12 protein-coding genes are annotated in these 16226 nt (G+C 37.9%); 2 read left to right on the forward strand and 10 right to left on the reverse strand.

The window, feature by feature from the left end:
• Position 1: 1 nt before the first annotated feature.
• Complete coding sequence (locus ND811_RS13260) at positions 2-1084, reverse strand: hypothetical protein (RefSeq protein ID WP_265352619.1); 1083 nt, start codon at positions 1082-1084, stop codon at positions 2-4.
• A 9-nt stretch (positions 1085-1093) separates the two neighbouring features.
• Positions 1094-2941 carry an extracellular solute-binding protein gene (locus ND811_RS13265; protein ID WP_265352618.1) on the reverse strand — a complete coding sequence of 616 codons (1848 nt, stop codon included), beginning with the start codon at positions 2939-2941 and terminating at the stop codon, positions 1094-1096.
• A gap of 54 nt (positions 2942-2995) precedes the next feature.
• Between ND811_RS13265 and ND811_RS13270 the strand changes: the two genes are divergently transcribed.
• Positions 2996-4324 carry an alpha-amylase family protein gene (locus tag ND811_RS13270; RefSeq protein WP_265352617.1) on the forward strand — a complete coding sequence of 443 codons (1329 nt, stop codon included), beginning with the start codon at positions 2996-2998 and terminating at the stop codon, positions 4322-4324.
• Here the strand turns inward: ND811_RS13270 and ND811_RS13275 are convergent.
• From ND811_RS13275 to ND811_RS13305, 7 genes are all read right to left on the reverse strand, one after another.
• Entirely contained in the window at positions 4314-6368 is a 2055-nt protein-coding gene (locus ND811_RS13275) for a RelA/SpoT family protein (protein ID WP_265352616.1), read from the reverse strand. The genes ND811_RS13270 and ND811_RS13275 overlap by 11 nt on opposite strands.
• A complete protein-coding gene (gene nadC, locus ND811_RS13280) occupies positions 6368-7231 on the reverse strand; it encodes a carboxylating nicotinate-nucleotide diphosphorylase (RefSeq protein WP_265352615.1) in 864 nt (287 codons plus the stop codon). Before nadC ends, ND811_RS13275 begins: the two co-directional genes overlap by 1 nt.
• Positions 7232-7302: 71 nt before the next feature.
• Entirely contained in the window at positions 7303-8712 is a 1410-nt protein-coding gene (locus tag ND811_RS13285; protein ID WP_265352614.1) for a lipoprotein LipL71, read from the reverse strand.
• A 65-nt stretch (positions 8713-8777) separates the two neighbouring features.
• Positions 8778-9113, reverse strand: coding sequence for an STAS domain-containing protein (locus ND811_RS13290; protein WP_002975418.1), 336 nt, complete (start codon positions 9111-9113; stop codon positions 8778-8780).
• A 93-nt stretch (positions 9114-9206) separates the two neighbouring features.
• On the reverse strand, positions 9207-10322 hold the full coding sequence (gene tgt, locus ND811_RS13295) for a tRNA guanosine(34) transglycosylase Tgt (protein ID WP_265352613.1): 1116 nt from the start codon (positions 10320-10322) through the stop codon (positions 9207-9209).
• Complete coding sequence (locus tag ND811_RS13300; protein ID WP_051012788.1) at positions 10322-10759, reverse strand: Fur family transcriptional regulator; 438 nt, start codon at positions 10757-10759, stop codon at positions 10322-10324. Before ND811_RS13300 ends, tgt begins: the two co-directional genes overlap by 1 nt.
• A 65-nt stretch (positions 10760-10824) precedes the next feature.
• Positions 10825-11376, reverse strand: coding sequence for an LPS assembly lipoprotein LptE (locus ND811_RS13305; protein ID WP_265352612.1), 552 nt, complete (start codon positions 11374-11376; stop codon positions 10825-10827).
• Between the two features lie 123 nt (positions 11377-11499).
• On the opposite strand from ND811_RS13305, the gene ND811_RS13310 reads away from it, so the two are divergent.
• Positions 11500-13311 carry a M23 family peptidase gene (locus ND811_RS13310; protein ID WP_265361183.1) on the forward strand — a complete coding sequence of 604 codons (1812 nt, stop codon included), beginning with the start codon at positions 11500-11502 and terminating at the stop codon, positions 13309-13311.
• On the opposite strand, the gene greA is transcribed toward ND811_RS13310, so the two are convergent.
• The gene (greA, locus tag ND811_RS13315) at positions 13284-16049 is read right to left on the reverse strand and encodes a transcription elongation factor GreA (RefSeq protein WP_265352610.1); all 2766 of its coding nucleotides are present in this window, start codon (positions 16047-16049) and stop codon (positions 13284-13286) included. The two genes, ND811_RS13310 and greA, sit on opposite strands and share 28 nt — an antisense overlap.
• Positions 16050-16226 lie beyond the last annotated feature (177 nt).

Genomic DNA, 16226 nt, shown 5'->3' on the forward strand with positions numbered 1-16226 from the left:
ATTAATCCAACTCAAATGATTTAATAAATTCTTCAATGATTTGAATGTGATCCATCTCTGGGGTTGGATTCTCCTCCGACGGTTCATATAAATAATCATCAAAAACGTGAAAATCAAAAATTTTTAACTCAAAGTCTGGCAATGTAATGATGATATTTTCCGCATGTATATCAAAAATTAATTTTTCTTCTTCAGCCAAATATTTGGTAACCTCAATCACTCGATTGAAGTCCACAGCAATTTTTTTAAGTTTTGATTTTGAAATTACACCAAACCTGTGAGAGTCAAAGTTTAATTTCCACTTGGGAAAAAGTTTTCCCATAATCGGATTTTGATCTAACTTTTCATTTCGAATAGTGAATTCTTTAAGATGTTTACCAGCAAGTAACGGCTGTTGGTCGCAAGGTGTTAGAGTGACGTTGGGGATTCCAAATGGGTTATTTCTGATCCGCATCCCCATAAAAAAACGGGTAGGTACTACTAAATCGGGGATAAGAGACTTTAATTTCCAATAGTGTAATCTTTCTAATCCCAAACGTTTGAATTTAAAATCGATTTCATCTTTTTTGGAATCACGCGAGGTTTGTTTTTTTAAAAAGTTTTGTAACTCCACCTCCTCGGGCTTCAAAAACCTAGAGAGGTCTTTACCAACTTCTTTAAACAGGGATCCAAAGATCGCATCAGAAGGTAACTTTGATTTTCCTATTTTTACAACTTGATTCCAAGGGAGTTTATAAACAAATTTATAAGAACCACGACCAATGTAACCGTCCTGAGACAAAGGCATAAAGTTATCTAAAAATTCACGATCATAACGATAGGTGATTCGGAAAACATGTGATACCGGAAAAAGTTTTTCATAAAAATTACGAAAGAAACCAGACTTTCGTAAAACTTCATCAACGGGAAGGTCCTCAATGGGAATAGGGATTTCTTTTTTATCTGGATCGACAAACAATTCTTTGTCGAGACCTTTCTCCAAAAGTTCCAAAAACTGGGGGATTTTACCCCAGTTTGGATATTGGTTCCACAGTTGGGATATCCGATCACGTATTCCTTTGATCGGGCCCTTTTTTTCAGACATACTTAATTTCTACTTCCAGCGAACAATGGATTCGTAATCAGTAAATTTTTCCTTTCGGGAAACTGCATTTGATAAACTTTTATCTTTTTCTTCATCATACCACCAATAGTCTGAAGAAAAACTTTCATCACCATACTTACCCAAAGGTAAATTAGGAACTCCATATTTTTGCCAATAAAGAAGCCTAGTACTTGGTAAATGCCATAACAAAACATAAGGGTATTCTTTATAAACTATGCGATCGATTTGTTTTAAAATTTCATTTCGTTTGGAAACCGAAAATTCGGTTTTCTGTTTTTCAATGAGTTTATCAACTTCCGAAATTTTTAATCCAGGTAAGTTTGGTTGTCCCTCTTCATCTGCATATTTTGAAAGCCACTGTGATTCAGGATCTTTAAATACACCAGATCCCCATGCAGCCCAAGTCATATCAAAGTCGTATTTATCTACTCGTTCACTCCAAGCGGCCAAATCCAAAGTATCAATGGATGCCCTGATTCCGACTTCCTTTGCTTTCTCTAAAAATACTGTGAAATATTTTTCTGTTTTTTTATCTCGATCTAAAATTGAAAATTGGAATGGTCTCCCATCTTTTTCCAAAATCCCTTCGGCGTTTGGCTTCCAACCAGCTTCGGTTAAAAGTTTCCTAGCTTTTTCAATATTAAATTCTGTAGGTTGGTTCGGATTTTTTTCGCCACCTAAGTAAAAATCAGGATAATAGCTATTAGTTGGATCATACTCACCATACGCAAGTTTATCGATCATGAGTTTACGATCCACAAGTAGATTCATCGCTTCTCTCACTCGTTTATCAGAAAAGATGGCCCGCCTGGAGTTCATGGCCCAACCCTGGAATCCGATTGGTTTTAAATTAAAAACCCTTTGTTTGGCGATCCAATTTTTATCAAATGGTTCTCCTTTGGCTTCCTCAACCCAAACATATGCTGAATAAACTGGATAAATGTCGATATCGCCTTTTTTGAATGCTTGGAGTGCAACAGCCTCCTCGTTATAAACTTTATAAACAATTTGATCAAAGTTATTACGACCTTCGTTAAAAGGATAAGCCCTTTGCCACCAGTCCCCTCTTCTTTCTAGTTTAATATAACGATTCTTTTTAACCTCAGTGATCTTATAAGGCCCCGATACAATTGGGAATTCCATATTCTCTTTATTAAAATCTTTTCCTTCAAAATGATGTTTCGGTAAGATAAAAATAGAAGAGGCAACATCATTAAAATTATTCCAATGAACTTCCTTTGCTTCAAAGACAACTGTTAAGTCATCTAACTTTACTGGTTTTAAGAATCGTGATAAGGAAACACGAAACACTGCTGTTCCATTTTTTGGATTCATAATTGTATCGTAAGTAAAAATCACATCATCGGCAGTTACAGGTTTTCCATCCGACCAACGTGCATTCGGATCTAAATAGAACGTAAATTTCTTTTTATCGGGAGAAATTTTCCAATCTCTTGCTAGATGAGGAATCGTTTCCAAAGTCAGAGGATGGTATCCTGTAAGTGGTTCATACAAACTAGTGAAGATCCTTGCAGTAGTTGTAAACTGGTCCAAATAATAATTCAAAGATTTCGGGAACTGATGGGAATAAACTCGAATCCTTCCCCCTTTTTTGGCCTTAGGATCAGCCACAGGATTTTTCATACGAAGGGCATTGGGAACAGAAGCCATATCCCCTTCCCAAGGAAGGTCATTTACCTTGGACATGGACTCTTTTGTTTCTTCTTCAGAACAATGGAGGAGGAAAGCCATTGTTAAAAGTCCTGTCAGACTAAACAAAACTATCTTGCGTAATGAGGAACTGTATTTGAACATTTGAACTTTGTTATGAAACATCACTTCCATCAAATCCGTTTGTACGAGATTGGCTCAAGGCTTTTTTGTACAAAAATGAAGGAACCTCTCGAATCTGCTTTCCCTTCCTTAAAGAATTCCCTTCCTTTTTTATGGGCTGATGAAATTTGGCTTATGGGAGTTTGGAAAAATAGCCCCAAATCTCAGTCCATTGCCCGTTCTATGCCACAACTCCAACCAGGATTCCAAACCGTAAAATACCCGCTCCTTGCTGAAGATGTCTATGGTTCACCATACGCTATTTATTCTTACACACCTGACCCTTTAGTGTCTTCCAAAGACAACCTAACAAATGTATACAAGCAAATCCATGAATGGAATAAAAAACTAATCTTAGACTTTGTTCCAAACCATATGGCCATTGATTCCCCACTCATTGATTCGAATCCCCATTTATTTCTTATCGCAAATGAATCGGTCTCAGAAAAAAATTCATTTTTACATCCGAATGGGTACCGTTATGTTCATGGCCGCGACCCTTATTTTGATGGATGGACAGATACAGTTCAATGGGATTTTTCAAATCCCGATGTGGAACAAAAGCACATTCAAATTTTAAAGGAAATCGCAAAAGTCTCTGATGGTGTTCGCTGTGATATGGCAATGTTACTTATTCCTGATGTATTTGAAAAAACCCATGAAAAAAAATCTGTATATGATTGGAAACGAGTCATTGATACTGTAAGACAAGACTATCCAAATTTCAAATTTTATGCGGAAGCCTATTGGGGAACCGAAGATAGGTTACTCGGATTAGGTTTTGATTCCACATATGATAAATCTATTTACGATGCTCTGAAAGAGAATCGATTCTACTTTGTCTCTCAAAGTTTAAAAGAAAATGCAATGAAAATCAAAATACGTTTTCTAGAAAATCATGATGAAGAAAGAGCAAAACACCAGTTTGGTGAAAATTCGCACGCTTACTTTAGTTTACTTTCTTTCTCCGAATGTATATTATTATTTCATGAAGGGCAAAATCTGGGTTTGAACAAAAAAATCCCCGTCCAAATGATTCAAACAGATCCAGAACAATCAAATCCAACGACAGAAGCTTTTTACAATCGTGCACTTGAAACCATTTCTAAAAGAAATTCGAGTAGCCTGTCCTACCAACCAAATTACAAAGAATTTAATGGTTCTCCTATTTTTATCAGGTCCATTGAAACAGGAAATCAGACAGAACTAATCTTATGGAATGAATCCAACAGGGAAGTCTCAGGTTGGATTCCCTTCCAAGAAGGAATCCAATTTCAAAAAAGCCTAACTGATCTAGTGGCAGGTGTCGAATACCCACAAACAAAATCAGAGGAAGGAATTTATTTCAAATTAAAACCCAACCAGGTGCAATGGTTTATTTTTTAACTCTTTCTGCAAAAACTACACCTTGGATCATTCGTAAATTTTCCAAAATTTCCTTGAGTTGATCCAAGTGATCTACTTCTAACATAAATTTGGCAGTAAGAGTTCCATTCGGATGCGAAGAAGCCCCTGCTTCTAAAATATTTGTTTCAGTACTAGAAATTGACTCTACCATAGATAAGTAGATACCTTGTACGTCTTTTGCACGCACTTCGATTTGAATTGGAATGGGTTCCCCAGGACCTTCCCAACGAACCGGGATTGTTTTCATCCACTCGAGTTGTTTACTTGCAGTTGTACAATCTTTTTTATGAACACTCACACCCCGACCTCTTGTAATAAAACCAATGATTTCATCTCCAGGGATGGGCGTACAACAAGATGCTACTCGAACTGGCACATCATTCCAACCCGCAACAGAAATTCCGAATTCTTTGGAATCTTCTTGGTGTGGGTTTGTTTTATGTGGCTTTTTAATCTTAACTTTTTTGATTTCTTTAATTGTGTTTTCATCAATAGCAGGTGTCTGCGCTTCCAAAACAGAACCAATGGTTTCTCTTTGTGAATCTTCTTGTAATTTTCGAAAATAAGCACGTAACTTCTGTCTGGCGCCAGAAGTTTTCACAATTCTTAACCAAATAGGAGATGGTTTCGAATTTTTTTCAGTGATGATTTCTACTTGATCCCCAGACTTTAATTCCGTACGAAGTGTAACCATCCTTCCATTGACCTTGCCGCCTCTTGCGTGTAATCCAACATCCGTATGAATGCGGAAAGCATAATCTAATACTGTAGCACCTTTTGGCATCTCAATAATTTCACCTTTAGGAGTAAAAACAAAGACTTCATCTTCATGGAGGTCATATTGAAGTTCCTCCATAAATTCTTTGGAATCAAGACTTGGGTCTTGCCAAGATTTCAAAATTTCCAACCATTTCATACGGAAGGCATTTTCTACACCATTCTGTAAGATAACGGATGTTCTCGAAAGATTGGTAGATTCTTTATATGCCCAGTGAGCTGCTACTCCATTTTCAGCAATGGCATTCATATCCTTGGTTCGAATTTGCACTTCCATTGGACGACCATCAGGACCAAATACTGTTGTGTGTAAAGATTGGTATAGGTTCGTTTTCGGAGTGGCGATATAATCTTTGAACCTCCCAGGAATAGGTGTCCATAAAGTATGTACAATTCCAAGAACACCATAACAATCTTTAATTTCATTGGTGATGATCCGAACGGCACGTAGATCAAAAATCTCAGAGAATGATTTTTCCTTAGTCACCATCTTTCGGTAGATCGAATAAAAGTGTTTTGCCCTACCTTCGATTCTTGCATCAATACTAATCTCAGCTAATCTTTGTTTGAGAATGATTTTTATCTTTTCAATATATTCATCACGTTCTGATTTTTTTGCAGAGACTCGTTTTTTAATTTCTTGGTATTCTTCTGGATGTAAAGATTGAAATGCTAAATCTTCTAATTCAAACTTTACTTTATAAACGCCCAAACGGCCAGCAATTGGAGCATAAAGAGACAGGACTTCTTTCGCGATTCTTTTTTGTTTTTCTTCTGGTTGGAACTTAAGAGTACGAACATTATGAGTTTTATCAGCAAGTTTGATGAGCATCACTCGCACATCTTTAATGGTTGCCAGTAACATCTTTCGTATATTTTCAGCTGCTTCTGTTTCTTTTGATTGGGATTTAATCTCCGAAATTTTAGTTACACCTTCCACAAGGGCAGCGATATCCTCACCAAACTCACGAGCCATATCCTCTTTTGTGTAACTTGTGTCTTCCACAACATCGTGCAAAAGGCCCGCTGCAATGGCCCTCTCATCTAAACCTAATTCATCTAAAACGGACGCAACGTTCATGGGATGAATGATATAAGGTTCCCCCGACAAACGTTTTTGTCCTTCGTGCATTTTATCGGCGATATGGTATGCTTTTTCAATTAATACAGCTTTCTCTGGCCCAAGCCTTTTCCCTACTGCGTCAAATAACTCCTGTTTATCTTTGATATCTTGGTATAATCCCATTATTTAATGTCCAAACTTATATCTAAAAATTTTACAGTATGAGTTAAATAACCCATACTCACACCAATATCTTCAAACTTAGATAGAAATTTTAATTTTCCAGGAGTTATCCCACCAGAACATTCAATGCGAATCTTAGGTGATTTCTCTTTAATGAGTGAAATAGCTTTTTCGGTATCGGAATCGGAAAAATTATCTAACAAAATGATATCAGGCTTTGAATCAATAGCTTCATTAAGTTGAGACAGGCCATCGATTTCCAGTTCTATTTTTTTCCCTGGATTAGCATTTCGAACAATTTGTACAGCCGATTGGATGGATCCGGCTTTTGCAACGTGATTGTCTTTTAACATTGCCATTTCGGATAAATTCAATCGGTGGTTTGCTCCCCCACCAGTATATACTGCATACTTAGCAAGTTTTCTGTAACCTGGTAAAGTTTTTCTTGTATCTAAAATTAGAAGATTGGGGAACTCACGTGCCACCTTACTTGCGTTTGTCGCAATTCCAGATAGGTATTGTATAAAATTTAATAGAATTCTTTCCATCTTAAGCACGTCCACAAGAGAGCCTTCTAAAGTGCCAATGACAGTTCCTTTAGAAAGATCCGCGCCATCGGAAAGTGTTTGGTTCCATTTTACATTTGAATTGGTTTTCCTAGTGAGACAAGGTATTACGGCAAGCCCGCACAATACTCCCTCTTCTTTTGCCAGTAACTCCGCCTTACATTTTTCATTAGATTTAAATAAGGAATCTGTGGTGATGTCACCCGCAGGCAAATCCTCTTCTAGGGCAAGGGTTACCAATGCCTCAAAGTCTTTTTCTGAAATTTCCGTAACTGGTTTTGTGTATCCTCGAGTCATATCATCCTACCATTTAGACAAAAAAAAAGCTGCCTTTACGACAGCTTTTTTTCCTTTCACCTAAACCTTGTTTATTGTTTAGGAGCTTTTCCAATTTTCCCTGTTTTAGGAGGGATATTCAATTTTTGTTTTGGATAAATTAAGTTTTTGTTACGAATCGACTTACGATTTGCTTCAAATATTCTTGGCCAAAGTTTAGCATCATTATAGATATCTTCCCTATCAGCAATTCTCCAAAGGCAATCAGCAGGATTTGATTTCTCTACAGTGTAACGTTTCCATCCGCCAGTCAGTTCTTCAATCTGTGACGAAGAAGCTTTCTCTGTTGTTTCATCGGTAGTTGTTGCAGTAGTGGTAGTATCTGTTTCCACTGTTTTACGATCTTTTTTCGTTACTGCAGTTTTCCCTTTTAAAGTTTCGATTTGGTCAATCGAGATTTCGGCCAAACGAATGGCTTCTTCGGACTGAGCAATTGAATCGTCGTATTTTTCTTGCTCTAAAAGATTTTCAGAAGCTTTAAGAGACTCGTTAGAAGCTCCTAAGTTCTCTTGTGTACTTGCATAAGATTCTTTTGCATTTGATTTAAGGTAAGTTTCTGCGTTTAACTCACTAAACCGAGCATTCGCATCTTCCACCACTTCACGTGCTTGTAAGTTACGATTTTTAGCGTGATCTTTCACGGCATCTGCCAATAGGGAGGCGGAAGCTAAACGAGCCGATTTAATTTTCTCATCAGCAGTTTTTAATCGACCAGCTTCAATGTCTTCACGTGCAGAAGCCACTTTTGCTTTTTCTTCATCAATAGCAGCAGGATTTCCGCCTTTGGAATAAGTATAAGCTTTTTCTAATAGAGCATCTACTTCGTCAGCAGACCCACGAATAGATCCAGACCTGTCGAGAGCCACTTTTTTTGCGTCTAAACTAATCTTTGTAGCTTCCACAAAACTATTATGAGCATCTTCATATTCCTGTAAGGCAACCGTGCGTTTTAATTCTTTTGCAGTTTCGTCTTTGTCTTCACGAAGGTAAGAAGCAAGACTTGCATCCGCTTGTGCTAATTTTGTTTCCCCAGCATCACGAGCAGAAACCGCTTTTTTAAACTCTTCAGGAGAGAATTCGGTAGCATAAGCTTCGTCTGCTGCATCAATGGCAGCCACTGCTTCTTCACGAGATTTAGCAGCAAGTTTTGGTAACGTTTTTTCTAAAGCATCATAAGCTTTTGATATGGCATAGTCCGCACTTTTTTTAGAATCAGATGCCTTCTCTTCTGCGGCAAATTCATTGGCAGATGCCAAACTTTTTTTGGCTTCAGAATATTCTTCTGGTGCAAATTCCTCTGCTGAAAGTCTTTCCGCTCTTTCTACTTGCGATTTTGCAAGGGCTAGTTCTTTTAGAGGCAATTCTTGAGCGCAATTAACGAATCCAATAGAAAACAATACCAATCCAGAGAGAAAGACCGCTGTCTTTTTCTTTCTTAACATAACAAACTCCTTAATGTTCTTCGGGGGGATTTTGTAAGAGAGAAGCGCAAAATACGCTTCCCCTGTTACTTAAAAGCTGTGACGGCTTCGTCTTCGCTGTCGAAAATTTCAAAAAATGAAGTCAACTTGGTGAGTTCAAATACCTTACGAACAGAACCTGCTACGTTGATAATTTTAAGCCCACCTTGGTATTTCTTCAAGTTGGACAAACTTGAAATTAAAGCTCCAATTCCGGAAGAGTCGATGTAGGATACCTTCTCGAGATTGATGACGATGCAATACTTTTGTTCTTCGATCAATTTAGCGATTACATCCTTGATCTCAGGCGCGTTATAAAGGTCGATTTCCCCGTTAATATCGAGGACTACGATTTTATCTTTTTCCCTTCTGGTAATTTCCATGTGTGTCTAGAGACTCCTCAATGAAGCTACAATCTATGTAGAAATGACGGTACAATTGCATTCAAAAAAAAGAGATACGTCAACCTAATAATTTTAGCTACCAAACAAATTTTTCCAATGGTCATAAAAACTCTGAAATTTGCCTATTTCTATGGACTTTCGCATCTTTTCCATGAAGCTTTGCATAAAATATAAGTTGTGATACGTTGAGAGCGAAAAGGCAGAGAGTTCCTTCACCTTATGTAAGTGCCGAATATAGCCAAGGCTATATGTTGTGCATACCTTACAACCGCACTCAGGATCAATAGGGCTCTCAGAGAATCGATGTGATTCATTTCTCAAATTGATTTTGCCTTGAGAGGTGAATACTTGGCCATTTCTCGCATTTCTTGTCGGCAGGACACAATCAAACATGTCGATCCCGTTCTTTACTCCTTCTAAAATATCGACAACGGTCCCTACACCCATTAGATAACGTGGGCGAGCCTTGTCGAAAAACGGTGCCATACATTCTAAAATTCGAATATATTCCGGTCTCGGTTCCCCTACACTGAGGCCCCCAATGGCAATTCCTGGAAAATTTATATTTTGTAATGTATCTAAACTTTTTTTTCTTAAAGATTCGTTCACACCGCCTTGGACAATCGGAAATACATTTTGTCCACCCGGGTTTTCCATCCAATAGTTGTATGATTCCTTAGCCCAGCGGTGAGTTCGATCCAAGGCCAATTCCAATCGTTTCAGGTCACTACCAAAAGGCGCACAATCATCAAGTACCATCATGATATCGGAGCCAATGGATCGTTGCATATCAATGACAGAAGAAGGTGTGAACCTGTGATGGCTTCCATCAATATGAGATTGAAACCGAACTCCGTCTTCTTCAAATTTAAAAAGACTGGCAAGACTAAAGACCTGGAATCCACCTGAATCGGTGAGTAATGCCCTTTTGTAAGACATGAAGTTTTTTAGGCCATGAAAATGATCTAAAACCTCTTTCCCAGGTTTTAAATACAAATGATAGGTGTTAGCAAGAATTAAATTGTAACCGAGTTCATCGATGTCAGAGGAAGAAAGCGACTTGATACTTCCCCTTGTTCCCACTGGCATAAAAATGGGAGTCTCTATTTGAACCCCGTTAAGTATAAGCGTTCCAGTTCTTGCGTAAGATCCAGGGTCTTTTGATTTTTCTGTAAAAATAGAAGACACTATTTTTTAATTTTATGTTCGCAAGTGGCAAAGTTCAAACAATTACCAAAAATATTCAAACTATGCCCAGTAATGGTAAATCCATTTTCTGAAGCTGCTTTGTTCTGTAGTTCCTCAATTCGTTCGTCGATAAACTCTACAATACGGCCACATTGCATACAGATAATGTGGTCATGATGTTCATGACCAATGATATGTTCGTAGTATTTGTAATCCTTACCAAAATCGTGTTCTTCGAGTAATCCGGCTTCTACCATAATGGCAAGAATTCGGTAAATTGTGGCCTTGGAAATTCTATCCTTATTGTCTTTTAGTTCGTCCAAAAGACCTTCAGCGGTAAAATGATTGTGGGATGAAAAAATCTTCTGCGCAACTAACAAACGTTGGTTGGTTATTTTTAGTCCTTTTTCTTTCAAATACTCTTCAAAGGCGAGCATTTCTTTTTTTGTGTCGTCGTTGGAAATCGGATCGTTTTGCAAGGTTTATCTCCTAATGATTCAACTTAATTCAAATTTCCAGAAAGAGAATAATACCAGGCTCTTTCTGATTCTTCAGCGATTCGAAGTGCCATCACCCTAAGCAGGCGATTCTGAGCTTCCAATTCTGATTCCCGAAATCCAATCTGAGTAGAAAAATGAACCCGTCCAGGAATTTCACTGCGTTCCATCGGGATTTTGTTGCCCGTCTCTGCCTCAATGATTTCCACCCGAGTGACTACAAACAGTTCCGAGGTAATTTGTCTGTCTGCAAGATCCATAAGATCTCCGACTTGTTGGTAGTGAACAATCTCTGCATACAACCGGTATTTCGCGAGAGTTTTTTCTCTGGTTGTGATAAACCTTCCTCGTCTGTCAATTTCTTCCATAATCATTTGGGTGAGGCGCGTATGCATTCCTGGTGAGTAGGTATTGTTTCTCACGTTTTGAATGTAGATCATCCTTTTGGAATCAGGGACGGGAACCCCATCGATTTTGGGAGGTCTTCCCGGCTCCTTGGATAGAAAGGCACAACCAGAAAAGGCGAAGATAAGTAAGGATAAAATGCCTTGTTTCATAGAGAAATGTTCCCTGTCATCCTAAGTCTCAAGTCTAGTTTGTCAAGGGAATCGACATGAGGGGAAATTCATTAGATTTCAGGAAAGACATGACAAAGGAAGTAGGAGGATTCTCATTCTACCATGAGGATTTTTCGTTTGCGTTGTCTCATTTTTTTATTTTGTTTTTCTCCTTTGGCAATTGGAAGCCAAACAAAAATTCCAGAGATTCCCCCAAGTGAAGTAGGTTTTCCTCTCCCTTATTACTCTCCTGTATCTGGAACTTTTGCCGAAATCCGAAATCACAATTTACACTTAGGTTCCGATTTTAAATCCTACGGTCTCAATGGTCATAGCATATTAGCTACGTTCGATGGTTATATTGAAGAAATCAGTTATTCTAAAACAGGTTATGGCCTTTCTCTAAATCTTTACAGTCCTAAATACAAACTCAAATCCAAATACGCCCACTTACATTCCTTTGGTGGTAATTTGTATGATTTAGAATTACTTCGCCGGGCCTTACTTCTAATGGGAGACCCGACAGGATTCCAACTCAAACTTCCACCGGGAATGTTTTCTGCAAAAAAAGGAACCGCCCTCGGCAAAACAGGTGAATCTGGATCGGGAATTTCCCACCTACATCTGGAATTTCGATCAGAAAAAGGAATTATTAATCCCCTTTACTTTCCTGAAATCCACCAAAAAGATACAACTCCCCCCACGATTTTATCTCTATATTTAGAAGGAGATCATTTAGAAAAACCCATCTTACTCAATGCAAAAGAAAAAACAAAAGGTATGTATGATTTATATACAGATACGGGAGAAATATTTGAGTCCATTCCCCTTACCGGAAAGGTTCGTTTTCGAATGAGTGGGTATGATTTCATTCGTTCCAGAAACAAAAACAATGTTTATGGAATGGATGTATCTGTAAATGGGTCACATATCTTTAGTCGAAGTTTTGATTTTTTGTCTTACGAAGATGGCTCCAAAAAACACCAGTTTTACGATATCAATAGATCATCGCTTGCCCCACCTGTTTATTTTTATCATATGTATGAACAGTCAAAAAACTTTAAGGAAGAAGGATATTCTTTAGATTTAGAGGGATACAAACCCAATGAAACATTACAACTTGAATTATCTCTACGAGATGCTACAGGGAACAAATCATCCGTATTTTTTAAAGTAATTCATAAAAAAAACGAAACGGAAACAAACCGTTTATCCCAAAACAAAAAAACGGGAAACAAATACAGTTCAAATGATGGGAAAATTAATTTGGATTTAACCAAAACAGAAGTATCTGGTGAAGGAACTTTAGTTATAACGGAGATTAACGAAAAAGAGATTCCCTTTAATATCCCAGTAGGTTTGCCACTTAAAGGAAAAATTTACCAAATCGATACAAAAAAAATGAGTTGGAAGGGAGAAGGACTCGGAGAATGGAATATTGGTTATATGCCTACAAACAAAGAATCACTTTATTTCTATGATTCATCCATAGGCAAATTCCAATCCATCACACAAAAGAAAAAAACAAACGGGTTTAGTTTTAAACTTACTAAACTTGGCTATATTATGGTTTTAAGTGACGAAACACCACCCACGATTTTTCCTATGACTTCGCTTGCACGTTATATTGAACTACCAGAAGTAAGAAATCATTGTTTTGAAGATCGGTATTATGTACTAGGGGATACCGGGAGCGGATTTAGAACCAGTGTAGAGCTTACAATGGATGGCCAACCTTACCCTTATGAATATGACCCTGATAGGCGTGCCATTCGAGTCACCATTCCCAAAAGTTTACAAAAAGAAAGGCCTTATCTTCTTTTGGAAGCTAAGGCCTTTGACTTCGCCGGAAATGTTTCCGAACCGTTTGTGGATTTAATCTCTACTCACGGTTGGGGAGAGGAACTTCAGGCCTCTTGTCCTGTCATGGAATAACGAGCGATATCTAATACTTCGTAAACCGTTTCGGTTGAACCGAATACGAGAGTTGCTTCGTTTCCAGTGTGTTTTCCAAGAAGTGATTTTGCAAGTGGAGACTGGTAAGAAATGATATTCTTTTCCGTGTCTGCATCCCAAGCTCCGAGAATTGAGTAAGTTACCACTTCTCCGGTTTGTTTGTTTTTCAAACGCACGGTAGTTCCGATTCCCACTTTGTCAGTTTTGACATCGCTTAAGTCAAGGATCCTTGCACTCTTAAGTTCTGCTTCCAAACGTTTGATGGCCGCTTGTAATTGAGCTTGTTTTTCCATCGCGGCTTTGTATTCTGCGTTTTCTCTTAAGTCCCCTTTTTCTTGGGCCTCACCGATATCACGAGAGTTTTCTGCCATCTCAACGTTTACAAGATGTTCAAATTCAAGTTTTTTCGCATTAAAAGCACGACGAGTCACAAGAACTACATCTGTTGGAAGATTTGCTAAAGGATCATCATCTGCATCTTCTTCTGAATCATACTCATCCCAAACAATGTTTGGTTTTAGTTCGTTGATAAGAGCATAAAGTTGGTCTTTTTCTAAATCAGTGACATAAGGAACTTCTTTAAATAGAGCAAATAGTTTACGAACATACTCGTCGTCTGCGTTTGTTAGGATGTCACGAAGAAGGCTATTGTCTTTACCAAACAAAATATCCATTGCTTGGTTTTTAAGTTTAGTTCCTTTGTCTTCGATTTTGGCAAGTGGCTTCAAAATTCGGAACACTCGCAAAACCAAATCTTCTTCACTTACCTTCAACCAATCAAACTTCCATGTATGGGAGAGAATGGATTTTGCCACCCAGAGGAAAACTTCAGGGTTTTCTTTGGATTTGTTACAAACAGTCTCAACAAACAAATTGAGTTCGGCAAACTTTTCATCTGAGACTAAGTTTTGGAAAACCGATCGGTTTACCTTGACTGGAACTTCAAAAAGAAGTCCAATCAGAATGTTGATTGCTTCTGGGTGATGAGCACGAATCAGATCTTTAAATCCCTTTTTGATATCAGTGTTTTCCAAGGCTTTGGAAATTTTCAATGCGTCTTCTTTCGAAAGAGACTGGATCAGAGAAGCAAGTTCTTGTTCGCGAATCTTATGCGAGAATTCTTCTGTTGGCCATGCTTTTCCAGCTTCCTCTAAGTAAAGATAAGCAGAAAGTTTACGAACGGAATCTCTTGCCGCTTCTTCTTCAATATAATGGGAAATGAAAAAATCAGCAGCTTCTGCGGCTTCCTCAGCATCACGAACCGCTTCCATAGCAATTTCTAATTTTTTATTAGCATCAGTGGTAGCTTGGAATTTTTGAGTCAAAGTTTCGGCATGAGTGATTGGTTTTTCATGATAAACCACTTCATCCTTTTTCTTTGGATTCATTCCGATATTCGCTTCTTTTTTAAGAACCGATTTTACCTTTGCCCACCATTTCGACCATTCATCAGCTTTTAAGAAAGTACCAATGAGTTCGTTCTTCATGTCTCCAATGATCATTCGGTTGTCATAGGACTTTAGAAGTTGTTTTAAAAATTCAGGTAAATTTTCAGCAAACATCGTATTGATACTTTGTTTGTCTTCGTAATGTTGCACCCAAATATGATCTTTCTTCAGGGGTTTTAGTGAAGTGATCGCCATTTGGATCGATAGTTTATGATCCTTTTTCTCTTCAAAATCAACAAAGATAGAATCACCGGTTTGGGAGATAGAAGTGATTTTACCAACACCCCAATTTCTATGCATTACATAGTTACCAGTATCAAAAACGATATTTCTTTCGAAGTTAGTGATACAAAGTTTTACCGGTTTACGGTTGTTACCAAGTTCACTCATTTTAAGGAAATCTTCTAGAAGTGAATGTGCTACGTATTTTTGTTTGTAAGCACGAATGAGTTCGTTTCTTGCTTTTTGAGAGGCTGGTTCGTGTTCTAAGATTTTCTTTAGGAAGTAGATCACATGGTCCCAATCTTCCATCGCCTTAAAAGGTTCAACGATTGGATATAGGAGACCAACTAATCTAGTTTTTTCTCTTTGTCCAAGAAGGATACGTTCCATTTTGTCGAAGAAAGCTACGTCTTCATAATTGTTTTGAACGATGGTAGGCCAAATTTCTTCCATCGGAACGTATTCTTTATTTTTGGCATACATCTCAACGGCAAGTTTGAGATAGGAGATCGCTTTTGGTTTGTCCTCTTCCATAATGGAAAAACCATATTTTTTTGCGATCTCTGGGTTTTTGCGATCTTGTTTTGCTAATTTTTCAAGAACGGTTTTTAGTTCTTTGTTTTTCTTGAGTTTATCAAGTGCCTCTGCTTTCACACGAAGTGCTAGTCTATGATCACCAAATCGCAAAATAGAATCAGTAATATATTCAATGATAGTCCATTTAGCGTGAGCTTTGAAAGAATCCAAAATATTCTTCACCAAATTGGCATCTCCCATAGAATCTTCCATGAAAGAAATAATCATTAACATGTATTTGGCGGAGATTGACTCAGGATGTTCTTTGAAATGATCTTCAATTTTTTGTTTAGCTTCCGCTAAACGATTTTCTGCCTTATATGCATCAATGACATCGTCAAAGATTTTGAATTTAGAAACGGGAACCGTTCCTGCGTCAGCACGCACATAAATTTCCTCATTAAAAAGAGGGGTAAGTTTGTCGTTGTCGGCGATTTTGTTTGATTTGTCTTCGGTAATAGTATCAGGCATGAAAAGAATCTCCCTCTTCGTATTTCCAATAAAGGGTGTTCAAAGTTCCTATAAAGTTGTTACGGTAAATTTAGCGATGAATCCGCGAAAAGAACAGTCCTAGAGTTCATTTTTTAGGTCCATTCGATTCTGTAAAGCCAAAAAACCCAGCCGAATGGCTGGGTTTTCCTGGTCCCA

Source organism: Leptospira soteropolitanensis (genome assembly GCF_026151655.1).
Lineage (GTDB): Bacteria > Spirochaetota > Leptospiria > Leptospirales > Leptospiraceae > Leptospira_A > Leptospira_A soteropolitanensis.